General features: G+C 41.9%; 19 protein-coding genes and 1 other RNA gene. 11 read left to right on the top strand and 9 right to left on the bottom strand.

Annotation, left to right across the window (positions count from 1 at the left end):
• Positions 1-219: 219 nt before the first annotated feature.
• Together psaB and psaA are read right to left on the bottom strand one after the other, a co-directional pair.
• Positions 220-2,445, bottom strand: a complete 2,226-nt coding sequence (gene psaB, locus IQ244_RS22710; protein ID WP_193898225.1) for a photosystem I core protein PsaB — start codon at positions 2,443-2,445, stop codon at positions 220-222.
• Between the two features lie 131 nt (positions 2,446-2,576).
• Positions 2,577-4,835: a photosystem I core protein PsaA gene (psaA, locus tag IQ244_RS22705; RefSeq protein WP_193898223.1), complete on the bottom strand. Its 2,259-nt coding sequence runs from the start codon at positions 4,833-4,835 to the stop codon at positions 2,577-2,579.
• Between the two features lie 518 nt (positions 4,836-5,353).
• On the opposite strand from psaA, the gene IQ244_RS22700 reads away from it, so the two are divergent.
• A complete protein-coding gene (locus IQ244_RS22700) occupies positions 5,354-6,799 on the top strand; it encodes a hypothetical protein (protein WP_193898221.1) in 1,446 nt (481 codons plus the stop codon).
• 112 nt (positions 6,800-6,911) lie between these two features.
• On the opposite strand, the gene glsA is transcribed toward IQ244_RS22700, so the two are convergent.
• Positions 6,912-7,841: a glutaminase A gene (gene glsA, locus IQ244_RS22695; protein ID WP_193898219.1), complete on the bottom strand. Its 930-nt coding sequence runs from the start codon at positions 7,839-7,841 to the stop codon at positions 6,912-6,914.
• Between the two features lie 46 nt (positions 7,842-7,887).
• Here glsA and IQ244_RS22690 point away from each other — a divergent pair, with 46 nt between their 5' ends.
• The 3 genes from IQ244_RS22690 to IQ244_RS22680 all read left to right on the top strand — a co-directional run bounded on the left by IQ244_RS22690 (position 7,888) and on the right by IQ244_RS22680 (position 12,797).
• The gene (locus tag IQ244_RS22690) at positions 7,888-9,399 is read left to right on the top strand and encodes a thioredoxin-like domain-containing protein (RefSeq protein WP_193898217.1); all 1,512 of its coding nucleotides are present in this window, start codon (positions 7,888-7,890) and stop codon (positions 9,397-9,399) included.
• Positions 9,400-9,633: 234 nt separating this feature from the next.
• On the top strand, positions 9,634-10,695 hold the full coding sequence (locus tag IQ244_RS33260) for a DUF952 domain-containing protein (RefSeq protein WP_193898215.1): 1,062 nt from the start codon (positions 9,634-9,636) through the stop codon (positions 10,693-10,695).
• Positions 10,696-11,243: 548 nt separating this feature from the next.
• Positions 11,244-12,797, top strand: coding sequence for an NAD(P)H-quinone oxidoreductase subunit N (locus IQ244_RS22680; RefSeq protein ID WP_193898213.1), 1,554 nt, complete (start codon positions 11,244-11,246; stop codon positions 12,795-12,797).
• 162 nt (positions 12,798-12,959) lie between these two features.
• On the opposite strand, the gene trxA is transcribed toward IQ244_RS22680, so the two are convergent.
• Entirely contained in the window at positions 12,960-13,277 is a 318-nt protein-coding gene (trxA, locus tag IQ244_RS22675; protein WP_193898211.1) for a thioredoxin, read from the bottom strand.
• Positions 13,278-13,498: 221 nt separating this feature from the next.
• On the opposite strand from trxA, the gene fabG reads away from it, so the two are divergent.
• A complete protein-coding gene (gene fabG, locus IQ244_RS22670; protein WP_193898209.1) occupies positions 13,499-14,263 on the top strand; it encodes a 3-oxoacyl-[acyl-carrier-protein] reductase in 765 nt (254 codons plus the stop codon).
• 7 nt (positions 14,264-14,270) lie between these two features.
• On the opposite strand, the gene IQ244_RS22665 is transcribed toward fabG, so the two are convergent.
• Positions 14,271-15,353, bottom strand: a complete 1,083-nt coding sequence (locus tag IQ244_RS22665) for an MraY family glycosyltransferase (RefSeq protein WP_193898207.1) — start codon at positions 15,351-15,353, stop codon at positions 14,271-14,273.
• Positions 15,354-15,610: 257 nt separating this feature from the next.
• On the opposite strand from IQ244_RS22665, the gene groL reads away from it, so the two are divergent.
• The 5 genes from groL (at position 15,611) to rnc (ending at position 20,914) form a co-directional block, all read left to right on the top strand.
• The gene (groL, locus tag IQ244_RS22660; protein WP_193898205.1) at positions 15,611-17,284 is read left to right on the top strand and encodes a chaperonin GroEL; all 1,674 of its coding nucleotides are present in this window, start codon (positions 15,611-15,613) and stop codon (positions 17,282-17,284) included.
• Between the two features lie 444 nt (positions 17,285-17,728).
• Positions 17,729-18,871 carry a magnesium/cobalt transporter CorA gene (gene corA, locus IQ244_RS22655; protein ID WP_193898203.1) on the top strand — a complete coding sequence of 381 codons (1,143 nt, stop codon included), beginning with the start codon at positions 17,729-17,731 and terminating at the stop codon, positions 18,869-18,871.
• A 41-nt stretch (positions 18,872-18,912) separates the two neighbouring features.
• Positions 18,913-19,620: a hypothetical protein gene (locus IQ244_RS22650; protein WP_193898201.1), complete on the top strand. Its 708-nt coding sequence runs from the start codon at positions 18,913-18,915 to the stop codon at positions 19,618-19,620.
• 48 nt (positions 19,621-19,668) lie between these two features.
• An RNA gene (gene rnpB, locus IQ244_RS22645) (RNase P RNA component class A) lies at positions 19,669-20,112 on the top strand.
• An 82-nt stretch (positions 20,113-20,194) separates the two neighbouring features.
• Positions 20,195-20,914 (top strand): ribonuclease III, encoded by a 720-nt coding sequence (gene rnc / locus IQ244_RS22640; protein WP_193898199.1) that lies wholly within the window; start codon positions 20,195-20,197, stop codon positions 20,912-20,914.
• A gap of 424 nt (positions 20,915-21,338) precedes the next feature.
• On the opposite strand, the gene IQ244_RS22635 is transcribed toward rnc, so the two are convergent.
• Positions 21,339-21,788, bottom strand: coding sequence for a Panacea domain-containing protein (locus IQ244_RS22635; RefSeq protein WP_193898196.1), 450 nt, complete (start codon positions 21,786-21,788; stop codon positions 21,339-21,341).
• A gap of 306 nt (positions 21,789-22,094) precedes the next feature.
• On the opposite strand from IQ244_RS22635, the gene IQ244_RS22630 reads away from it, so the two are divergent.
• Entirely contained in the window at positions 22,095-22,706 is a 612-nt protein-coding gene (locus tag IQ244_RS22630; RefSeq protein WP_193898193.1) for a hypothetical protein, read from the top strand.
• Positions 22,707-22,709: 3 nt separating this feature from the next.
• Here IQ244_RS22630 and IQ244_RS22625 read toward each other — a convergent pair whose 3' ends face one another.
• The 3 genes from IQ244_RS22625 to IQ244_RS22615 form a co-directional block, all read right to left on the bottom strand.
• Complete coding sequence (locus IQ244_RS22625; RefSeq protein ID WP_193898190.1) at positions 22,710-23,078, bottom strand: Dethiobiotin synthetase; 369 nt, start codon at positions 23,076-23,078, stop codon at positions 22,710-22,712.
• A gap of 288 nt (positions 23,079-23,366) precedes the next feature.
• The gene (gene crtD / locus IQ244_RS22620; protein ID WP_193898188.1) at positions 23,367-24,881 is read right to left on the bottom strand and encodes a C-3',4' desaturase CrtD; all 1,515 of its coding nucleotides are present in this window, start codon (positions 24,879-24,881) and stop codon (positions 23,367-23,369) included.
• Positions 24,882-25,069: 188 nt separating this feature from the next.
• Entirely contained in the window at positions 25,070-25,561 is a 492-nt protein-coding gene (locus tag IQ244_RS22615) for a hypothetical protein (protein WP_193898186.1), read from the bottom strand.
• Positions 25,562-25,740: the final 179 nt, after the last annotated feature.

The following is a 25,740-nucleotide window of genomic DNA, read 5'->3' as shown; positions in this document are numbered from 1 at the left end:
CTGGATGCACACCACACAGCCGTTTGAATTCTTCTGGTTTGAGGTTCTTTACCTTTTCGTAGCTCATAGATGTCAAGAAAGCTCTCAGCTACTTTTCCCACGCTCATGGGACTTTTGCAAGAGGTCTATTGTAAAGAGTGGGTAAGATGCCGAGCCAATAAAAATCCCCCACCTTGCGGCAGGGGATTTTTTTACTTACCTACAAAACTAGTAGCCAGATCAACCGAACTTACCAGCAGTGGAAGCGATGAGGAAGGCAGCGTAGGTGAGGACATAGCCAACGGTGAAGTGAGCTAGACCAACTACACGGGCTTGAACGATAGATAGAGCAACGGGCTTGTCTTTCCAGCGAACTAGGTTAGCTAGAGGAGTACGCTCGTGCGCCCAAACTAGGGTTTCAATCAACTCTTGCCAGTAACCTCTCCAGGAGATGAGGAACATGAAGCCAGTTGCCCAAACGAGGTGTCCGAATAGGAACATCCACGCCCAGACAGACAGGTTATTCATACCGTAGGGGTTGTAACCGTTAATCAACTGTGCAGAGTTAGCCCACAGGTAATCACGGAACCAGCCCATCAGGTAGGTAGAGTTTTCGTTGAACTGAGCAACGTTACCTTGCCAAATACCTAGGTGTTTCCAGTGCCAGTAGAATGTTACCCAGCCTACTGTGTTCAATGCCCAGAACAAGGATAGGTAGAAGGAATCCCACGCGGAGATATCGCAAGTACCGCCACGACCAGGGCCATCGCAAGGGAATGCGTAGCCGAAGTCTTTCTTGTCTGGCATTAATTTAGAACCACGAGCATCCAAAGCACCTTTGACTAGGATGAGGGTGGTGGTGTGCAGACCCAAGGCGATCGCATGGTGTACCAAGAAGTCGCCAGGGCCAATTGTTAAGAACAAAGAGTTAGTGCCAGAGTTAATGGCATCCAACCAACCAGGCAACCAAACGTTCGCGTAGTTGGGGTAAGCTGTGTAGGCGACACTGTCGGGGTTAGACAACAATGTGTCTAAGCCGTAGAGTACTTTACCGTGAGCAGCTTGAATGAATTGAGCAAATACTGGCTCAATTAAGATTTGCTTTTCAGGAGTGCCGAAAGCAACTACTACGTCGTTGTGAACGTACAAACCAAGGGTATGGAAGCCTAAGAATAGCGATACCCAGCTGAGGTGAGAGATAATCGCTTCTTTGTGCTGTAATACGCGCTCAAGTACGTTGCCTTTGTTTTGTTCGGGGTCGTAGTCACGTACCCAGAAAATTGCTCCGTGGGCAAAAGCACCAACCATCAGGAAAATCGCAATGTACTGGTGGTGGGTGTACAAAGCTGCCTGGGTGGTGTAGTCCTTAGCGATGAACGCATAGGACGGTAGGGAGTACATATGCTGCGCTACCCAAGAGGTGACAACGCCTAAACAAGCTAGGTGCCAACCTAATTGGAAGTGCAGAGAGTTGTTGTAGGTGTCATAAATGCCTTGGTGAGGCATATTGAACGGGCCTTCAACTTTTTTGCCAAAGAAAGTTTTGGCATTCATCATCTCTTTGATGCTATGACCGATACCAAAGTTGGTACGGTACATATGACCTGCGACGATGAACAATACAGCGATCGCTAGGTGGTGATGAGCGATGTCGGTCAACCACAGAGATTCTGTCTGAGGATGGAAACCACCCAAGAAGGTCAGAATTGCTGTGCCAGCACCAGTAGATGTACTAAAGATGTGACCTGCTGTATCTGGGTTTTGAGCGTAAACGCTCCAGTTACCTGTAAAGAATGGCTGCAAGCCTGCTGGGTGGGGAGCAGTTGTTAAGAAGTTATCCCAACCTACGTGCTGTCCGCGAGCTTCGGGGATAGCAACGTGAATCAAGTGACCAGCCCAAGCCAGAGAGCTAACGCCGAACAAACCAGCAAGGTGGTGATTCAGGCGAGATTCGGCACTCTTGAACCAAGCAAGGCTGGGACGGAACTTGGGTTGCAAGTGCAACCAACCAGCAAATAACAATACGGCTGCGAATAATAACAGACCAAGTGAACCGACGTACAGTTCGCTGTTTGTCCGCATACCGATGGTGTACCACCAGTGGTAGACACCAGAGTAAGCAATGTTTACAGGATTACTAGCACCAGCTTGGGTAAAAGCTTCAATTGCTGGTTTACCGAAGTGGGGGTCCCAAATCGCGTGGGCGATGGGGCGGACGTGTAGAGGATCTTTAATCCACTGTTCAAAGTTACCTTGCCAGGCTACATGGAACAGGAGGCTGGAAGCCCAGAGGAAGATGATTGCCAGATGTCCGAAGTGGGTAGCGAAAATCTTTTGGTAAAGATTTTCTTCGGTCATGCCATCATGGCTTTCAAAATCATTGCCCATCGCGATCGCATACCAAATGCGACGCGTAGTTGGGTCCTGTGCGAGATCCTGGCTAAATTTTGGAAATTTTGTTGCCATAGCTTTGATATTTCCTCTGACCCTTAGCCATCAGGTTTCAGCTTTTGGAAGTCTGAGTTATGAGTTCTCAGCTTTGAGTTTAATTACTCAGCACTCAGTACTCAACACTCAGCACTCCCTATAACTGATTGCTATCCTACTGAAAGAATGTGTGCGTGGAAGAATGCCCAAGTTGTAGCAATTCCTCCTAAGAGGTAGTGAGCTACACCAACAGCACGACCTTGAGTAATACTCAGAGCGCGTGGCTGGATGGCAGGTGCTACCTTCAGTTTATTATGAGCCCAAACAATGGACTCAATTAGTTCTTGCCAGTAGCCGCGACCGCTGAACAGGAACATTAAGCTGAATGCCCAAACAAAGTGAGCGCCTAGGAACATTAATCCGTAAGCAGACAAAGCACTACCGTAGGAGTTGATTACTTGTGAAGCTTGCGCCCACAAGAAGTCACGCAACCAGCCGTTGATTGTGATGGCACTTTGGGCAAAGTTACCACCAGTAATATGAGACACATTACCAGCTGCGTCTACAGTTCCCCAAACATCAGATTGCATCTTCCAGCTGAAGTGGAAAATTACAATTGACAGGGAGTTATACATCCAGAACAATCCGAGGAACACATGATCCCAACCAGAAACTTGGCAGGTACCGCCACGGCCAGGGCCATCACAAGGGAAGCGGAAGCCTAAGTTAGCTTTATCGGGGATCAAGCGAGAACTGCGGGCGAACAGTACGCCCTTCAGCAGAATCAGAACAGTTACGTGGATGGTAAAGGCGTGGATGTGGTGAATTAGGAAGTCCGCAGTACCCAAAGCGATGGGCATCATAGCGACCTTGCCACCTACAGCCAAGATACCGCCACCAAAGGCATAGCTAACAGGCTCTAAAGCGTTGGGAGCTGTGCCACCAGGAGCCAAGGTGTGCAGGTTTTGCACCCATTGAGCAAATACTGGCTGCAACTGAATTGCGCTGTCTGAGAACATGTCTTGGGGACGGCCCAAGGCACGCATTGTGTCGTTGTGGATGTACAAACCAAAGCTGTGGAAGCCTAGGAAAATAGACACCCAGTTCAGGTGGGAAATAATTGCATCCCGGTGACGAATCACCCGATCCAGAACGTTATTTTGATTCACAACAGGATCGTAATCCCGCACCATAAAGATGGCAGCATGAGCCGCACCACCCACAATCAAGAATCCACCGATCCAAATGTGGTGAGTGAAGATACACAACTGAGTTGCGTAGTCAGTTGCCAAGTATGGGTAAGGAGGCATCGCGTACATATGATGCGCGATGATGATGGTCAACGAACCCAAGAAGGCAAGGTTAGTTGCCAATTGAGCGTGCCAAGAGGTGGTCAGGTTCTCATAAAGACCCTTGTGACCTTCCCCGGTGAAGGGGCCTTTGTGGTTTTCGAGGATCTCTTTGATGCTGTGACCAATACCCCAGTTTGTGCGGTATTGATGACCAGCGATGATGAAGAGTACAGCGATCGCTAGGTGGTGATGGGAAATATCAGTCAGCCACAGACCACCAGTTACTGGGTTTAAACCGCCCTTGAAGGTCAAGAAGTCAGCATACTGACCCCAATTCAAGGTGAAGAAAGGTGTTAAACCACTAGCAAAACCTGGGAACAGGTCGATCAACAAACTCTTGTTCAGGATGAACTCATGGGGTAAGGGGATATCTTTAACAGCTACCCCTGCATCCAAAAGCTTGTTGATTGGTGCTGAGACGTGAATTAAGTGTCCAGCCCATCCCAAGGAACCACAGCCTAGTAGAACTTGCAGGTGGTGGTTCAACATCGACTCCACATTCTGGAACCATTCCAGTTTGGGAGCGCGTTTGTGGTAGTGGAACCAGCCAGCAAATAAGAACAAGCCTGCTAATACCAAGCCGCCAATAGCTGTTACGTAAAGCTGGAAGGAGTTAGTTATACCCCAGCCACGCCATACTTGGAACAAGCCTGAAGTGATTTGGATGCCGTGGAATCCACCACCGACATCACCATTCAAAATGTCTTGTCCCACAATGGGCCAAACGACTTGAGCGCTGGGTCTCACGTTCAACGGGTCACTTAACCAGGCTTCGTAGTTAGAGAACTTCGCGCCGTGGAAAATCATCCCGCTCAACCAGATTGTCACAACGGCAAGGTGTCCGAAGTGAGCCGCAAATATTTTGCGGGAGATATCTTCTAAATCGCTTGTATGTGTATCAAAATCGTGGGCGAGGGCGTGGAGGTTCCAAATCCAGGTGGTGGTTTTTGGGCCTCTAGCTAGAGTCCTGTCGAAGTGTCCTGGCAACGCCCATTTTTCAAATGAGGTAGGTACCGGGTCGTTATCGACTATTACTCTTGCTTTCTTCTCCTCTCGCTCCGGAGGACTAATCGTCATTCGACCTCCTCTCGTGATAAGGAATGAGGAATCATGAAATCACAAATTGATCTTTAGCCGCTTTCTCCAGAGTAGTGGCTGAAGGAGCGATGAAGACGCTATGTGGAAGTTTGTTTCTGTTGAATTATAAAGTCTTTACTTGTACATTGTTGGAGAGATTTTAACAATAATTCAAAATAGCCAAATTAATTGTCTGATCTAGCTTTTAACTTTAAACTTTTGAGCCAAAAGTCAAGACTTTCTTCATTTAATTTACAAAGAATAACAATTCGTTAAATTTATGATTCATGGATATAATATGCACAAACTCAGTATTCTGGACTGTAGTTATAGATATTTTTGGTACGAGAGTCAGATATCTGTAAGCGAGAATTGTCAAAAAAATTACTAATTTCCTAGCATTTTGAAAAAATATATAGTAACTGAACAAAATTTTACCTTTTAGGCTCTGGTGTCCGATAGGTGGTTTAGGGCAAAATAATTTTGCAGTTTTTGCAGACTATAACTGGGTGTAAGGTATGAATTTGTGGTGCGTGAAGGCTTTAAAGCAGATCCTCCCCAGGAGTCTGACTATTTTTAAGTGGCTAATCATACTAGTGTTGGTTTTGAATTTAAACAGCTGTGCAGAGAAAGCTGTTACTCAAGATGCACCTATTAGCCATACCGAAAAATATCAACCTACTTCGCAGCAGTTTACTGAAGTCGCGCCACCAGAGGTAATTCAAGAACTACGTTCAACTTTAGAAGTGTATCGCCCCCAGGTGACTATAGTCACGCCGCAACTTGATGAGATCATCCCAGACACTAAAGTTACAGTCCGGCTTCAGGTAAAAGATTTACCGATATTTAAAGAGCCAAAATGGGAATTAGGCCCTCATCTCCATGTAATTTTAGACAATCAGCCTTACATCCCCGTGTACGATTTAAGCCAGCCATTGGTTTTGTCTGATTTATCTCCTGGTACACATACTTTACGGGTTTTCGCCTCTCGTCCTTGGCATGAAAGCTTTAAAAGTGAAGGCGCTTATACTCAGACAACATTTCACATTTTTACAAAAACTGATGATAACAGTCCTGATTCTCGCTTGCCCCTGCTAACTTATATCCGTCCGCAAGGTAGTTATGGTGCTGAACCAATTTTGCTGGACTTTTACTTAACCAACGCTCCACTGCGCTTAGGAGCTACAGATAGTCCTAATGACCTGTTCAGTGATTGGCGGATTCGTTGCACAATTGATGGTGAAAGCTTTGTGTTCGATCGCTGGCAAGCAGTTTACCTCAAAGGCTTTAAACCTGGAAATAATTGGGTGAAGCTGGAATTCTTGGATAACCAAGGTAACACTGTCAAAAATGCCTTTAACACTACTGTGAGATTAGTTAACTACCAACCGAAGGGTAAAGATACACTTTCTCGAATTGTCAGGGGTGAACTTAAGGCTGATGAAGTACGCAGCATTGTAGATCCAAGTTATATTCCCAAGCCACCCGTTCCCACACCGACACCAGAACCAATTCCCACACCAGAAATTCCAGAGGTAGTTGAACCGCAACCGACTAAGTTACCACAGCCAGAGGTGACACCCACCCCTCAAGTTATTGAATCACCAGCACTAGAAACACCGCCAGAGGTGATACCAACTCCTCAACCTACTGAATTACCAGAACCAAAAGTTATTAAGTCACCAGCGCCAGAACTAGATGTAATACCCACACCTCAAGTTATTAAATCACCAACGCCAGAACCAGAGGTAACATCTTCGCCTCAAGCTACTCAGTCGCCAATACCAGAACCAGATGTAATACCCACACCGCAAGTTATTGAATCACCTACTCCAGAACCAGAGGTAACACCTACGCCTCAAGCTACAGAAGTTCCTGAGCAACCAAAAACTGAGCCTTTAAAATCTAGGTTGGGTAAATATTTTCAGCGTCGTTCAATTCCCACACCTCAAGGGGAGGAATGAGAGATGGGATTTTTAAACGCAAAGGGGCGCTGAGGTAAACGCAGCGAAAAGTTGCGTGCGGGGGTTCCCCCCGTTGAGCAAACTTTTCAAGACAAAGTTACGCGGAGTTCTTTTAGAAGATACTCAATTCTAATTTTTGGGCTAAAGTTTCCATAAAAGCGATCGCACCTACAGAATTTCCCACTGGATCTAAGGCGGGACTGTAGCAAGCGATCGCTCCGTTGTTTGGTACTATGGCTAAAAGTCCTCCACTAATGCCTGATTTCATTGGTAAACCAATTTTGACGGCGAATTTAGCAGAGTCTTGGTACAGTCCGCAGGTTAACATGACAGCGTTAACTATTCGATGATGCTGTAAGTTATTCCCACTCGCTAAGGCTTTTCCTAATAAGGCTAAATCTTCTACTCTTCCAGATAAACAGCATATTTGCTCGTAGGTGTCAAGAGCTATGTCAGAATTTTCGAGATGATTTTTTTCGGCTAGATAATTTGTAATGGCTTGGTTAACTGGTGAACGTGAAGCGCGTACTGAAGCCAGCATGACTTGATCTAAAAATAGTTGGGAACCTGTTAACTTATTTAACCATTGACATAAGTTGTGAGTGCGATCGCTGGCTGTCTTTCCTGGTAATTTATCAGCTAGGGTAATTGCACCACTATTAATCATCGGGTTACGGGGTTGTCCGTTATCGGTAATCAATTGATCAAAAGAATTGAAAGCCGCATCCGATGGTTCAACATCCACCCATTGCAAAACTGTATCGACTCCCATGATTTCTAGCAGATACAGAAAGGAAAATACTTTGATTACACTCATTAAAGGAAACACACAATCTGTGTCGCCTGAAGTGTAAGTTTTTCCTGAGACACAGCAGATGTGAACTGCAAACCAAGCAGGGTTAGCGACAGATAATTGTGGAATGCGATCGCATACTTTTCCATGTACAGTCTGAATCTTAGCTTGTTGTACCCAAGCCGCTAAATCAGTGGTAGTCAGTTTATCCAGTTTTTTATTAAGACTGTTAACTCTGTCACCTGTCACCTGTCACCTTCTATATATCTCTACCCTTAACACCAAAGGATACCTCATGGCTCCCCGCGTCAGAGCGCCAGAACTTCCCCAAAATTACGCTTGGCTGAACACTGACAAACCTTTGTCCTTAAAACAACTTAGGGGTAGAGTTGTCATCTTAGATTTTTGGACATATTGCTGTATTAATTGTCTGCATATTCTCCCCGACTTGAAATATCTAGAACAGAAATATCAAGATAATCTGACAGTGATTGGGGTTCACTCCGCCAAATTTGACAATGAACAACAAACTGAAAATATCCGCCAAGCCATTCTCCGCTATGACATTGAACATCCTGTTTTAGGAGATCAAAATTTTCGCGTATGGCAAGAATATACTGTGCGTGCTTGGCCGACGTTTATGATTATTGATCCAGAAGGTTATGTAGTTGGGTACGTTTCTGGTGAAGGTAAGCGTGAAGTTTTAGACGAGTTAATTGCAAAAGTCATCGAGGAACACCAAAAAAAAGGCACTATCAACTTTCAAGAAATCAACCATATTTTAGAAAAGCAGCAACAGCCAATAATTTCACCCTTAGCTTTTCCTGGTAAAGTCTTAGCCACGTCAGCAGGTTTATTCATCGCTGACACTGGACATCATCGCTTAGTTATGAGTAGCCTTGATGGCGAAGTTCTCCACATCATTGGTACAGGAAAATCTGGTTTAACTGATGGTAGTTTTAGTCAAGCGCAATTTTCTGCACCACAAGGAATGGTATTTGATCGTGAAAATCAAATTCTTTACGTTGCTGATACCGAAAATCATGCCTTGCGGCGAATAGATTTAAAACACCAATTAGTCGAAACAATTGCTGGAACTGGTGAACAAAGCCGCAACATTCATCCTCATAGCGGTGTTGGATTAGAAACTGCGTTAAATTCCCCGTGGGATTTAGCCAAAGTAGAAAATATTTTATTCATTGCAATGGCGGGTTCACACCAAATTTGGCAAATGGATTTAGACACCAACATTGTCAAAACTTATGCTGGTAGAGGTGCAGAAGGTTGTGTTGATGGTTCACTTGCAGAATCGGTTTTTGCTCAACCCAGTGGAATCACCACAGATGGACAACAACTATATATTGCTGACAGCGAAATCAGCACAATTCGCAGTGTAAAAATTATTGAACCATTTCAAGTCAGAACTGTTTGTGGTAGTCAACAGTTATTTGGTTTTGGTGATGTAGATGGACAAACTACAGATGTGCGATTACAACACTGTATGGCCGTGGAATATGTCAAAAATTTTTTGTGGGTAGCAGATACATACAACCACAAAATTAAATTAGTTAGTCCGAATACAGGTAATTGTCAAACAATTTTGGGAGATGGTTTAGCTGGTTTACAAGATGGTCAAGGTAAAGATAGTCGCTTTTTTGAACCTTCTGGACTAAGTTCTATGGGTTCACATTTATATATTAGTGATACCAATAATCACGCTATTCGCTGCGTAGATTTAAATACCTTTGCAGTAACCACAATGCAGTTTTCTGGTTTATGTGCGCCAGATATTTGTATACCACGTTAATTAGAGATTAAAATCATTTATTTTTGGTAGAAAATGAAAATTAATTGTTGATTTATTTGAGTTTTATAATTTATCCAACCCATTTTTGCAGGATAGTTGCAAAGCCGCAAAAAGATTTTCGAGCTATATGCAGCGTGGAAATTTTTAATATAACTCTTAATCTATGGAGAATATAGTAGTTAATCACTACCTTACAGATATATAATTTTTTCAGAAATCAAATATGAGCATTATATGAACTTAGTAATTTTTGATATTGATGGCACACTCACTAGTACAAATCAAATTGATGAAGACTGTTTTCTCAGCGCTTTTGCATCAGAATTTGATTTTTTGGATATTAATCCAAATTGGTATGATTATAAAAATGTTACAGACTCTGGCATTACTCAGCAAATTTTTCAAGAAAGATTAAATCATGTTCCATCCAAAACAGAGATTGAAAGGTTAAAAAAGTCTTTTATTACTCAACTTCAACAGGCAGTTAGTACACAAGAATATCTATTTACAAGTATTCTTGGCGCTGATAAGAGATTGGCTGAACTGCAAAATTCTTCTACATGGTGTGTAGCGATCGCTACTGGTGGATGGTATGATTCTGCTATATTAAAACTGCAAAAAGCAACCTTAGTAATAGAAAATATCCCATTAGCTTCATCTGATGATGGCATTTCACGAGAAGATATTATTAATACTGCTATTATCGAAGCTAAAAATATTTACAATGTTGACAATTTCCTAAAAATTGTATTTGTCGGTGATGGCATTTGGGATGTCAAGGCTGCCCAAAATTTAAATATCAGTTTCATTGGTATAGGTGAGTATCAAGCAGCAGAAAAATTACTCGATGCTGGAGCTAAAATAGTAATTAAAGACTTAGATAAATGCGATTTTATCCAACTATTAGATAACGCAGAAATCCCCAAATCTAATATTCCCTTTCTTCTACACATTACACAACGCTTACAATGGGAACAAGCTCAAGATCAGGATATATATATTGCAGAATCTCTAGCTAATGAAGGTTTTATTCATTGCTCAAAAGTATCCCAAATTATCCAAGTAGCTAACAGATTTTTTTATCATAAAAAAGAATTAGTTATATTGTTGATTGATAGGAAGAAAGTTAAGTCGGAAATCCGCTACGAAGCTGCTGAGACAGGAGAAATATTTCCTCACATCTATGGAAATTTAAATATAGATGCTGTTACTCAAGTTATAAATTTTAACTCAGAAGTTAATGGATACTTCAATTTGCCTCAAGAACTGGAAGATTTAATATCGAGAACGGAATAATTTAAAATACTAAAGTTACGCAAAAATCTCTCAAACTCTCATTACTCTGAGAGCTTTGGGTCTCTGTGGTTAGATTTTACCTAGCTTGTGCGTAAGTCCTGAAATATTTAATGTTTGATGAAATAGTAAATTGTACTGATAGCAATTCTCGATAAACAGGCATTTATTTTTTAACTAACTGCCAAGAATGTCAAGGAAGACAAGCGGAATTATTAAGTGAAATTTTACATAGAACTAATTAGTATAAGTTAATTGTCGACAAGTATATTTAGCAATAAGGCTTGTTGATTTAGTCACCATGTTTAACGGATACCTGGACTAGCATCTATATTTAAAAAATGCCCAATTCAAAATTTAAACTATAATTTAATCTAATGATAATGATAGAGTCTTGAGTGGTAGTTAGCTGGTACGCTTCTTTTAAGCTAATTTTACACAAGAGTCAGTCTATGCTTAAGACAGAAAGGTAAATGCAACTTTGGTAATGAACAATAGATAAAATGAACAAAGTTAGCCTTAATGTCTAATCGCCAAACCCTATATATCTCATGGATTTTGCTAATCTTGCATCCCAGTTAAATGCTGGAACGATTCTACCAGAGGGGATTATCATTGTTACCCTCTTGGGAGTTTTGATTATTGATTTGATTTTAGGGCGTACATCCGCACGTTGGATTGGATATCCAGCGATCGCAGGTTTACTAGCTGCAATTGTCGCCCTGTACTATCAATGGGATGCGGTCAATCCCATCTCTTTTACCGGTGGCTTCACTGGTGATGACCTCAGTATTGTGTTTCGCGGTATTATCGCGTTGTCTGCCATTGTCACAATATTGATGTCAATTCGCTATATCGAGCAGAGTGGTACTGCTCTAGCAGAATTCATCGCCATATTGCTGACTGCTACTCTAGGCGGAATGTTCTTATCTGGGGCTAGTGAGTTAGTGATGATTTTCATCTCACTAGAAACCTTAAGTATTTCCTCTTATCTGCTGACAGGCTATACTAAGCGCGACCCACGCTCTAACGAAGCGGCGTTGAAATATCTGTTGATTGGCGCTGCTAGTACAGCAGTATTTTTATACGGCGTTTCGCTGCTGTACGGTCTATCTGGTGGTCAAACAGAATTAAGTGCGATCGCCGATGGTATCATTACAGCCAACGTCAGCCAATCATTAGGTTTGGTGATTTCCCTCGTTTTCATCATTGCAGGTATTGGCTTCAAAATTTCTGCTGCACCCTTTCACCAGTGGACACCAGACGTTTACGAAGGCGCTCCGACTCCGGTCATTGCCTTTTTATCTGTTGGTTCCAAAACGGCTGGGTTTGCTCTCGCCATTCGCCTACTAACTACAGTCTTCCCAATGGTGGCTGACGAGTGGAGATTTGTCTTTACAGCCCTAGCTATTCTCAGCATGATCTTGGGTAATGTGGTGGCTCTTGCCCAAACCAGCATGAAACGAATGCTGGCTTATTCATCCATTGCTCAAGCTGGGTTTGTGATGATTGGCTTGATTGCTGGTACAGAGGCGGGATACGCCAGTATGGTATTTTACCTGCTGGTTTATTTGTTTATGAACCTGTGCGGTTTTACCTGTGTGATTCTCTTCTCCCTACGCACCGGAACCGACCAAATTACCGAGTACTCAGGTTTATATCAAAAAGATCCACTGTTGACATTAGCATTGAGTCTTTCCCTGCTGTCCTTGGGTGGTATTCCACCGCTGGCTGGATTTTTTGGCAAAATCTACTTGTTCTGGGCTGGTTGGCAAGCTGGTCTTTATGGATTAGTTCTGCTAGGTTTGGTAACTAGTGTTGTCTCCATCTATTACTACATTCGCGTAGTCAAGATGATGGTAGTTAAAGAACCCCAAGAAATGTCCGACGTAGTGAAGAACTATCCCGAAGTGCGTTGGGATTTGCCTGGACTAAGACCTTTACAAGTAGGCTTAGTGGTCAGCTTAGTTGCGACTACCATAGCCGGAATTTTGTCAAATCCATTGTTCACATTGGCAAACAATTCCATCTCGCATACGCAAATCCTACAAGCAACAATTACCAAAGTAAGTACAGTTCCTCTAGAAGAACCAGAAAAACTGTAACTTACTTGTACTTGTATTTATGGCTAATAGCTAATCATTGATCATGAACAGCTATTAGCCATTTTTGTTTGATCAAAACTCGAAAATTAATCTGTAGCAATAGGCCAGGTGGTTAAGCAAAAAATTTGAACTCTGTTACCTGTTACCTATCACCTGTTACATCTAAATTAAAGTTTGGAGATGTTGCACTAACTGGGGTGCTTGCAATACTCCTTCAATTTTATCCACAGGCTTACCTTCCTTAAATAACATCAGTGTTGGCAAGGCTTCAATACGATATTGAGTAGCCAATTCGGTGTATTTTTCTGTGTCAATTTTAACAATACGTATACTGCCTTGCAATTGGGCATTAACTTGATCTAAAATCGGCCCCATCATTTTGCAAGGGCCACACCATTCAGCGTAAAAATCTACTAATACAGGTACATCGGAACCAGAAAGCATTTCTTCAAAACTGTTGAAATGTTTTTTAGTGGCCATATGACACACACCGAATTTTTATGGATTGCTTTTAATCTTAATGCGTGCTTTCAAGAATAGCTGCAACATTATTTTATTTTTATAGTCGAGGGTCAATAGTCAATAGTCATTTATCTAAAGTGTGATATTCTCTCTCAAAAATCTTGCCTTTGAATGAATTAACAAGCACAAATCACCATAAGATAATTAGCGCGGTCATTCAAAAGCTTAAGGAATATTTTATGGAAGTTTTGCCAGAAAACTTGCAAAGTCTCAAAGGAAAAGTAGCTATTGTTACTGGTGGTTCACGGGGAATTGGAAAGGCGAGCGCACTTGAATTAGCGAAATATGGGGCTAGTATTGTTGTTAATTATGCTAGTTCCAGTACGGCAGCAGATGAGGTAGTTACAGATATTACCTCTGTAGGGGGACAGGCGATCGCATTGCAAGCTGATGTTTCCCAAATAGATCAAGTAGAGGCACTAATCAACGCCACCACAGAAAAATTTGGTCGAGTTGATATCTTAATTAACAATGCCGGAATTACCCGCGACACATTACTTTTGCGGATGAAGCCAGAAGAATGGCAAGCCGTAATTGACCTGAATTTGACTGGCGTTTTCTTATGTACCCGCGCCGTTAGTAAAATCATGCTCAAGCAACGTTTTGGGCGAATTATTAATATTGCCTCTGTTGCTGGACAAATGGGCAACCCTGGCCAAGCAAATTACAGTGCTGCCAAAGCAGGAGTTATTGGCTTTACTAAAACCGTTGCCAAAGAATTAGCAACTCGTGGAATCACTGTTAACGCCGTCGCCCCTGGTTTCATAGCCACCGATATGACCAGCAATCTCAACAACACCGAAGAAATTTTAAAATTTATCCCCCTTGGTCGCTATGGGCAACCAGAAGAAGTAGCTGGGATGGTGCGCTTCCTTGCTGCTGATTCCGCCGCAAATTACATTACTGGTCAAGTCTTTAATGTTGATGGCGGTATGGTGATGTAATTCAAAATTAAGAATTGTGTAATATTCTTTGCCAAACGGTAAAGCCCAACAAAATAATAATGATCACACTGGTAGCAACTATCACAGTTACAGGCATATCGCGGATGTGCATTGCCAGCAAATTACCAATTAAGGTAATTGTCCAGAGCGTAAATGCCGCATGACTTTGCGAGAACCCCCAAGCTAATAAACGGTGGTGGAGGTGATCCTTGCCAGGAGTACTGAGGGGGTTTTTTCCTGCTAATAGCCGCCGTAAAAACACTTGGGTAGTATCTAAGACTGGTAATAACAAAAATAAAACTGTCGGTACTAAAGAAAAGACAGTAGTCACCTGCAAATCACCCAAAATACTGGTAGCAGCTAAAACATAACCAAAAAAGTATGCTCCAGCGTCACCCATAATGATGCGTGAGGGGTGGAAGTTGTGGCGCAAGAAACCTAACGCCCCACCTCCCAAAGCAGCCAAAACTAAGGTTGCTGCCGCTTTGTTGGGAAATTGGGCGGAAACTGCCAACAAACTCATCGCCGTAATAAAACTGATCCCCCCGGCCAATCCATCCATACCATCCATCAAATTGATGGCGTTGGTAATCCCGACCACCCACAATACTGTAATAAACATTGACAAGAGTGAGTCAACAGGCGTGCCGAAGGCAACTTTGATGCTGATGCCATTGGCTACCAGCAACAAGGCCGTGATGATCTGTGTCCACAAGCGTACAGAAGGTGGTAAACCAAACTGATCATCAATAAAGCCCACCAACACTAGGATTGAACCTCCTAGTAGCACAGTCAACACCTGTGCCAAGACACTTTGTAATTCAATCGGTCGTAACAGACTAGCAAGAACTAACGCGGCAATTACTCCTGCATAAATAGCCAAACCCCCGGCATTCGGTAAAGGTTCCCGATTTAGCCGTCGCGCATTTGGTTGGTCAGCCCAACCAACTCGCAGGGCAAACTTACGTACCGTTGGAATTAAACGCCATGTCACTAGCCAAGCAAAGAGAAACGTAAACACTACTGCCAACCAGCCGATGCCGCTTGGGTCAGCAATACCCAGAGACTTAAGGGAGTTGTATAGATTCATCTCCCAATTCAACCATTACTGCCTGTATCCTACATGAGCATCAAATGTATATTAATCAATTTTTTAATAAAAGGTACTGGTATTTACTCAAGTCTGAAGATGCCAGAGAAGAACTTCATACTTCAGTCTTTACACTTTACGCTTCATGCCAGTACCAATCCTCATCATTTCCATTTATAATCTGACCAGCTTTGGTTATTAGCACTCTTAGTCTGTGAGTGCTAAATTGTCTAAAGGAAGCGCTAGAGAAGTGAAACATGGCTAAAATTATTTCATTTAATGAAGAATCACGGCGGGCGCTAGAACGAGGTGTCAACGCCTTAGCCGATGCAGTGAAAATTACCTTGGGGCCAAAAGGTCGTAACGTCCTTTTAGAAAAGAAATATGGTGCGCCCCAAATTGTCAACGATGGTATTACTGTCGCCAAAGAAATTGAATTAGAAGACCCTTTAGAAAATACTGGTGCGAGACTCATCCAAGAAGTAGCATCCAAAACAAAGGATATTGCTGGGGATGGCACCACCACCGCCACAGTTTTAGCACAGGCATTAATTAAAGAAGGTCTGAAAAACGTTGCGGCTGGAACTAACCCCATCAACTTAAAGCGTGGTATTGATAAAACTATCGAAGCACTGGTAGAAGAAATTGCCAGAGTAGCAAAGCCAGTGGAAGGCGAGGCGATCGCTCAAGTTGCCACAGTTTCCGCAGGTAATGATGAAGAAGTCGGCGCTATGCTGGCGCAAGCAATGGAGAAAGTCACCAAAGATGGTGTCATTACCGTTGAAGAATCCAAATCCTTGACGACTGAATTAGAAGTAGTCGAGGGGATGCAAATCGATAGAGGTTATGTTTCTCCATATTTCATTACCAATAACGAACGGCAAACTGTTGAATTTGACAATGCCCGCATCCTAATTACCGATAAGAAAATCAACAGCATTCAAGAACTAGTGCCAGTGCTGGAAAAAGTTGCCCGTTTGGGTCAACCCCTGTTGATTATTGCTGAAGATGTCGAAGGAGATGCTTTAGCAACTTTAGTAGTCAACAAGGCACGGGGTGTGCTGACTGTAGCAGCAATTAAAGCACCTGGATTTGGTGAACGCCGCAAAGCCATGCTGCAAGATATTGCCATCCTTACCGATGGTCAGTTAATTTCTGAAGAAATCGGCCTCAACTTAGATACCGCTACTTTGGAAATGTTGGGAACTGCCCGCAAAATCACCATTGACAAAGAAAGCACCACAATTGTGGCTGGTAGCACCACCAAGCCAGAAATTCAAAAGCGGATTGGTCAAATTCGGAAGCAGTTAGAAGAAACTGATTCTGAATACGACAAAGAAAAACTGCAAGAACGCATTGCCAAGTTAGCTGGTGGTGTAGCAGTCATCAAAGTCGGTGCTGCCACAGAAACTGAACTCAAAGACCGCAAACTGCGAATTGAAGACGCGCTCAATGCAACCAAAGCAGCAGTAGAAGAAGGGATTGTTCCTGGTGGTGGTACAACCTTAATTCACTTGTCTAACAAAATAGACGAGATTAAAGCCAGCCTCACAGAAGAAGAACAAATTGGGGCAGATATTCTCAAACGCGCCTTGGAAGCTCCCCTGCGCCAAATTGCTGATAATGCTGGCGATGAAGGTTCTGTGATTGTATCCAGAGTCAGAGAAACCGAGTTCAACATCGGTTACAACGCTGCTACTGGAGAATTTGAAGACTTGATTGCGGCTGGAATCATTGACCCAGCAAAAGTTGTACGTTCTGCCTTACAAAATGCCGCTTCGATCGCGGGGATGGTTTTGACTACTGAAGCGATCGTCGTCGAAAAACCAGAGAAGAAAGCTGCTGCGCCTGATATGGGCGGTATGGGCGGCATGGGTGGTATGGGCGGCATGGGCGGTATGGGTGGTATGGGCGGCATGGGTATGATGTAATCTCTACCTTGAAGTGCTGAGTGCTAAATAATTTTTATTACTCTCATACCCTACCCTCTAGTCCTCAGTCTCTTACCAGATAAATATCTTTATCTTTTTCAACAGTTTGCCTTGCCAAGGCAAGCTGTTTTTTTATACACTGGCTGATTTAAGTAGCTCAGTGTTAAAAATTATCGTTATGGCAAGGCAGAAGGCAGGAGTAAAGAGGATATTAGCTGTGTTTACCTTTCTTAACTTAGTTTTATTTTTTCCCACCGACTTACTTATTAGCAATCCAGCTATGGTAGTCTGCTTTGATTTGCTAGGGAGTAGAGAAGAAGTCTTTTCGGCGTGGACTAATTTTTTTGCAAAAGTCAAATATGATTCCTATATACAATTTGGAATAATGCCAATTAATCGCTGTTGACCAATGATCGATTACCAATGACAATTGACAATTAACAAATGATTAGCAAAATTCGTCGTCTCACCAAAAAAGTACGTCAGCCAAACTTCCCGGATTTTTATCATCAACCAGGAACCATACCTGGAACACTGATTATTGATGAAGATGCAGAAGCACCAATAATTGTTTTGTTTGATTACAACCAAACAAACTTTATCCGTAAACAAATTGCTACCCCAGAGGAGTGTCTGAGTTATTTAGATGCAGAATCTGTTTCGTGGGTAGATGTCCAAGGTTTAGGTAATCAAGATATATTACAGCGTTTAGGTAAAGTTTTTGAGTTACATCCTCTAGTTTTAGAAGATGTGGTCAATATGGGGGAGCGACCTAAAATTGAAGATTATGAAGACCAATTATTGATAATTGCTCGGATGGTAGTTCCTAAAAAAAATACCTGTGGATTTTATAGTGAACAAGTAAGTTTTGTCTTGGGTAAGCATTACTTGCTGACTGTGCAAGAAGAACCAGAACATGATTGTTTTGACAGTGTAAGAATGCGAATAGACAAAGGTAAAGGTATTATTCGCAAAGAAGGCGCTGATTATTTAGCTTATGCTTTGCTAGATGCAATTATTGATGGGTTTTTCCCAGTGTTAGAAATGTATGGTGAACGCATCGAAGAATTGGAAGAAGAAGTAATTATCAAACCCACCCCACAAACACTCCAGCAAATTTATCAAATTAGGCGAGAACTCTTACAATTGCGGCGGTCTATCTGGCCGCAACGAGATGCTATAAATGCTTTGATTCGAGATGGTAGCGATTTAATTAGTGAAAATGTGAGAATCTATCTCCGAGATTGCTATGACCATACAGTTCAAGTTATGGATATGGTGGAAACATACCGAGAATTGGCATCAGGATTAATGGATGTATATTTATCAGCAGTCAGTAACAAAATGAATGAAATTATGAAGCTACTAACGGTAGTTTCAGCTATCTTTATTCCTTTAACTTTTGTTGCTGGTGTTTATGGGATGAATTTTAATCCAGATAAATCGCCATACAATATGCCTGAACTAAATTGGTATTGGGGATATCCAGTTTGCTTGGCTTTAATGGTAGCGATCGCACTTATTTTACTCATCCTATTTTGGCGTAGAGGATGGCTGGCAAATTTTTCTAACATTAAGCATGATTAACAGTAAAATATCGGAAATTATTACAGGAGTTAATATTTTTTATGATAACAGGGAGCAGCGACCAAAATTTAGTTGTCTTGACGCTTTATATTATTGGCGTATCTTATACATTTAATCGAATGATTGAATCGATTGATGATAAAGTCCAATATCAATTTAAAGGTGCAGATGTCAATAATCAACTAACTGAACAAAATCTCCAAGACCAAATTGGAATTTCTTTTAAGTTCAATTCTTCTTACTCGTTAGATGATGTGAAAGAATTGCAAATTACTATTGAAAATAAATCAGAGAATTTAGCAGTCTATGTCGATTGGGAAAACAGCACATTAGAATACAACAAGCAATCGCGCCGTGTAATTCGCCTTTCACCATATCTCACCCGTGACTTAGCAATACCCCAAACTCCGAGTTTAATTACACCCAAAAAAAGCATCTCGGAGAAGGTGACAGCTGAAGATGTTTTAGAACTGGATGCAGTCGCAGGAACTTATTCAGCGAAAAAACCACTAATCGGGATCTCTGGTTTAAAAAATGGCGGCCCGCCTCAAAAGAAGCTATATAACGACTTTATGAATAGAGGCAAAGAATTGGAGTTTTCTTTACAATTAGTGCTAAGAATATCTGATTTTCGCGTTGGTATCGCTCCAGGGATGAATATTCCTCCCATGCACTTGATTAATTGTCCTTTCACTATCAAGAAATTACCTTGGACTTACGCTCTACCTTGGAATAAGAAGAAGAAATAACTCAAATCAGACACATAATGCCATCCAGGATTACACTGGAGTTAGGGAGAGAGTAGGCGTTGGCAGTTGCAGAACTATCATTAATGATAGTTTTGAGGAAAGTCCGGACTCCCGAAAGACCAAACTTGCTGGATAACGTCCAGTGCGAGCGATCGTGAGGATAGTGCCACAGAAAGATACCGCCAGAATTAGTTAACAGGAAACAGGGGACAGGTAACAGGGAAGAAACTGTAATCTGTAACCTATAACCTCTAACCTATTTTTGGTAAGGGTGCAAAGGTGCGGTAAGAGCGCACCAGCACGACCGAGAGGTCGTGGCTCGGTAAACCCCGGTTGGGAGCAAGGTCAGAGGAACTATGGTTGGTCTTTTACCAGTTCCGTTTATGAGAGCCGCTAGAGGCGTTTGGTAACAAACGTCCCAGATAGATAACTGCCATCATGTAAAATTTTTTACATAGATAACAGAACCCGGCTTACTACCGACTCTCTCTCCTATTCTGATCATTAGTTATTCATCCTGTGTCCTTTGTTGAGGACTAATGACTAATGACTAATGACTAATGACTAATGACTAATGACTATTGTTTATCCTCGTCGTCAAAGACAACTCGAAAGCTTAGTAAGAAAGTTTGGTTTGCCATTGGATGCACCCATTAAATGGCAACTTTTAGATTTGGCGCTGACTCATCCAACGGTATCTGATTCAGCAAATTATGAACAACTAGAGTTTGTTGGCGATGCAGTGGTACGGCTGGCGGCGGCTGTGATTTTATGGGAAAAATATCCAGAATGCCAAGTCGGCGATTTTGCAGCGATTCGTTCGGTATTAGTGAGCGATCGCATCCTCGCCCAATTAGCTAGAGAATATGGTTTAGAGCTATATTTATTAGTCGCTGGTAGTGCAACCAGTGATAAAGTTGGTCAAGAATCACGCTTGGCTGATGCTTTTGAAGCTGTGTTGGGTGCGCTTTATCTCAGCACAAATAATTTAGATCTCATACGTCCTTGGTTAGATTCTCACTTTGAGCAACTAGCAACAGAAATTCGGCTTGATCCGGCTCGGCTCAACTATAAAGCTGCTTTACAAGAATGGACTCAAGCACAATTTAAAGTTTTACCAGAATATCGTGTCGAGGAAATTAATCATCCCAACCGCAATCAAGAGCGATTTGCAGCGGAAGTTTGGCTCTACGACAAAAAACTTGGTGAAGGTAGAGGACGTTCTATCAAAGCCGCAGAACAAGCCGCAGCCAAAGTGGCTTTTTTAGCAGTTAATAATCAGGAAAATACTTGAACAGAATTACTATTTTGCAGAGTAGAGAAGATGATTTGGATCTAGCCAAACAACATAGAAAACCTCATCAATCAAGAACCCATGTACCCGACCATGTTCATTTGATGACAGAGAAAATTGATATGGCGTATCAACTAATTGTTCTTCATTTGGCAAACCAGATCTACTTTCGCTAGTATCTTCTCATTTGATAGGATGACATCTCAGACTACTGCTACGATTCACTAATAATTCTTGAGCCGACAGGCTAGATAAAGCTTTTAACCTATCCAGTAGAGTTAGCCAGTAGCTTAGTTCTTTTTCGCTACAGGAAAACTTATTGTGACTGTCCTGATAATATTTAAATGAAAAGCTGATACCTTGGAGTGGTTTCAGCTTAGTTGGTTTAATCCCTAATGTGCTGTCTTGAGAAAACTTAGTCTTTTTAATCTTCTTCGACACGAGATCCGTAGTACTCCTTCATCCACTCCTTCTCAATAACTGCACTGGAAGGTGCATCAGGCGGTAGATTTACTCTAGCCAAATTCCAGGGTTCTTCTATGTGAGTCATCTGCTCAAGTTCATAAGCATCACAGGCAAAGTATTCTTGTGCAACCTCATCTAAAAACTTTCGAACCTCATGAGGTAATTCTGGATTAGCATCTTCTAAAATTGGCTGCCATCCAAAACTCCGGTACTTTTGGTATAAAGCAGGTATTACGGGGCCATGTATCCACGCTTGAAAATCTTCTGGGAAGAGAGGAATTTTATAAAGTGCAAGATGCCAAGCTTGAGCATAGTATATAAGTTTTTGCAGCTTGAGATTACTAATAAAAGAGCCTGTTTGATTTGCCAACCAGATAAAGTAATCGGTTATGTTAAAACATGACAACACTATTCACAACCTCCTTCAGCATTCCTTAAGATATATCAACTTATAGGGTGATGCTGGCAATACCTGTTCACTCTAGAAAAATTTTGATATCTGAATAGTTTAATTGTACTATATTAAGCTTATGACTGAATAATTTTAAACCCATTATTCACACCGTGGCTAGAATAAAGGTAATACATTAAGTAATTTTACTTAATGTATTTTGCTGTGCGTCTGATAACGCAATGACATCATCTCTTAAGAAAACGGGAAAACTATGATTAACCCCTAATTGGGGAAATTTCCATGTAAGTCCCGAATAGGAAAATGCTAAAAAAATATTTGGTTAATAGTTTAATTTTGTCTTTTTCTCTAGTTCCCTGGCTGGGCGTGGGAATGCTTTTTGATTCCAGAGCCAATGCTTTACCAGGACAAAGTACGGAAGAAGTAACTACTTGGATGAACGCCCATCCCACTCTGCGTCCAGGAAATGGTGAAAAATTGTATGTGCAGAAAAGTGACACAGCAGCCCAGCGATTCACTTTTCAAGCTTCGGTGTTACCTCCTGGTAAGGTGGAGTTTGCTAAAGACCGCAGTCGGATTCGTTACGAACGCTTGGCTATGTATGATGCTATTAATGGCATGAGCTTTCAACGTCTGCAAGAATCTTTGCGGGTAATTTACGGTTACGATATCTATCAAGATTTTAATCAAGGTCAAGTGGTATATGACTACCCTAGCCAAGGTGAAGTCAACTCGGCGCGTTTTGCCAAAACTCCCATTAAGGAAGCATTACAGGGACAATTACGTATAGGCGATCGCTACGCTTATTGGATAGAAATAGCCAAACCTCGCAGCGGTAAAGCTTTCACTGGACAAATGACAGTTTTACTCAAAAATGATGTTGAAAAATTGCTCAAAGAATTGCAAACTCGTTGAACCTTAACCCCCGCCAAACCCACCCGATGGCGGGGTTTGCCATACATCAGAAAAGATACTTTCCGTAGCTAAAGAAATTCTAATTAAATCTTCTTTAAGTAGGGGCGGCCAATCTACACCAGCTTTCCGCCCAGCTACATATAACTGTTGGGTCTTGATACCTAACTGATAAAGAGCAAAGATTAATTCTCGGTCTAGACTGGGTGCATCTTTGAGGGCTTCAAACACGACTTTTAATGCCAACAAAATTGAGGTAATCTGACCGGGAACAGGTGGTTTTCCCTGCTTCATCCGGATCAACAAAGCATCAGAATTTTCTTCGGTTGTGATTGTTTGCGAGACAAGCAGTTTGCGGGCTGTGTCGTAATTCATTAGATAAACACAGATAAGAAGGCAGGAGGCAGAAGGCAGGAGGCAGGAGGGAAAGTTTCTCTGGTTTGCATCCTACTTATATTTCAATACGGTTCGTTAACGGTTTAATTTTTTTAGATCCCCCCAACCCCCCTTCAAAAGGGGGGCTAATAAGCCTCTTTTACCCCCTTGTGAAGGGGGTCGCCGCAGGTGCAGGGATCTTAACTAAACCGTATTGACTTATAATTCTGTCTACCTACTTAGACACTGCTAATTTATCAGTGTTTATCTGTTGATTCAAATATTTGTTTAACTTTGCGCCTCAATTTGTCTGACTACTGTCAACGCTGAGTAACTTACGCCAGCTGTACCTTCGCCGGGATGGGTAGAGTCGCCGACTAACCACAGCAAATTAATTGGTGTGCGGTTAGCAAAACCAAAAGGGCCAAAGGTGGGGATTCTTTGACCGATGCCCCCAACTATACCGCGATCGCGCCCGGTGTAATGGGCAAAGGTGCGGGGTGTGGCGGCTTCTTGATAAATGATGGTTTCGGGTTTGAGATAAAAATATTTGTTGAGATGGGCGATCGCATCTTCGGTGTATTTTTGTTTCAATGCTTGATAATCTGAAGTCTGCCACCATTGTTGATAATCAACGAAGGATGAAGCAATAATTGTTGCTTTACCTTCAGGTGCGCGACCATCACCAGAATGACTCACGGAAACAAACAAAGAGTTATTCTCGCCAATGGGGCCATTAGCGTCGTAGAGAAATTGTAAATGGGGCGGACAATCTACAGGAATCGCACTCGCATCCACACCCAAGTACACCACAAAAGCCCCTGATGGTGGCGGCAGTTTTTCTACACGCTGTTTGTATCCTGATGGAACTTGATCACCCAATAACTGCACTAAATTTTGGACTGTCACGTTAGCCACAACATGGTCAGCGGGTTCTGTCCAAACTTCGCCTGTTTTCTGGTTTCTGATAACAACGGCGCTGGCTTGACCGTTTTCTACTTTGATGTGTTCAACGGTATGACGCATTAATAACCGCCCACCGTCTCTTTCTAAAGCGGTGACTAGGCGATCGCTCAACACCTGCATACTCCCTTGGAGGTGATACAATCCTTGAGGCAATTGGGAGACACTTAAAGCAGTGGCTGCATAGAGTAATGCTGTCTCATCAGCACTGACCTGAGAATACAACTTCAGTTGCAAATCTAAAAAAGTTCTCAAACGTTGGTCATTACCCAGTCCGCATAACCTTAAGGCATCACCTACTGTTAATAATGTGAAAGGCACAGTAATCAAGGTGTTGGGACGTACGGCTTGAATTAATTGCCATAAATCCCACAAGTTACGCGGTGGTAAAACTGGGTCACGTCCTTGAAATTCCCAACTAGCAGCAAATAAAGTTGCCATTAACTGCCAAAAAGGTTCGCTACCAGGAAATTGCCGTTGTCGTTCCTCGCGCCATTTATCTTGGTCACGCCAAACATTAATCGGTGTGGTTTCCCCAGGTAAATAAACTGCACAAGCAGGGTCACAAGGGGTAGCATCTGGTAAATCAATTTCTAGTTCTGCAAAGATGCGGTGGTGAATTCCCCCTGGTTCTAACCCAGCAACTTGGGTTGCACCGACATCAAAGGTGAACCCTTGACGTTTAAATGTGGAAGCACAGCCTCCCGGTACAATCGCTTGGTCAAGGACTAAAACGTTGTAACCACGATGGGCTAATAATGCTGCGGCCGTTAGCCCACCAATCCCTGCACCAATTACCACAACACGAGATTTACTTTTGTCAATAGCATCGTTGGACATTGATATCTAGTTTATATTTCTTAATATTTCTATTCATAATTTTAGATTAATCAGAAAGATTAATTGCGCTATGACGATTACCTCATCCTCAAGAAAAGGCTTATTAGGTTAAAAAAGCTACATAGAAAATGGCGAAGACATTGAATTTAGGGGATAATTTACAAAAATCCCCAAACAAAAAAACTCGTCTAATTTTTGTAAATTCTGATTATTGGTGTCACTGTTGGTTGATAGGGATTAATGAGGTTTAATCGATAAGTCGTTCTGAAGATATCTTCATTTTTCTCACTTCTGACTGTAACTATATAATTTGCTGGTAGATCAGAATCTTTTTCAATTTTTTCAATCACCTTGTCTTGGATAATAGCTACATTGTTTAATCTTTGTGGTGAACGAGAATTAGATTTCCAAAAACACAAAACACCTGTAGAGTTAGAAAATTTTAGTAGTTGTAGAGTGTATTTTTGATGATTAACTTGAAAAGGAGATGTCATCAATATTCTAGCTTGGTTCTGTGGTGGTATTTTCTGAAATACTGCTTGTGTTCTCTGATGACGGCGGCAGTTTCTATCGATAATAGGTTCTCCAGCTAACACGGGTTTTGATAATGTTGATATAGTTGCACTATAAAAACTTGAACTTATGAAAGTCAAAGCAATAATTTTAGATAAATTAAGCATAATTCAAATTTTCATGTTTAATATTAATGACAAAGTAAAGATTTTGATTGTTCCTGAAAATATGTTTTAAGAATATGCTTTTTATTAGTCATGAGTATTTACAAAAGACTAATAACTAATGACTAATGACCGTCTCAATCAAAGAATGTCTCACTGTAACGTACACTAGTTTATTCATT

The organism is Nostoc sp. LEGE 06077 (genome assembly GCF_015207705.1).
Classification (GTDB): Bacteria; Cyanobacteriota; Cyanobacteriia; order Cyanobacteriales; family Nostocaceae; genus Nostoc_B.
Note: the sequence above shows the minus strand (reverse complement) of the source record. Positions and strands in the feature narration are given on the sequence as shown.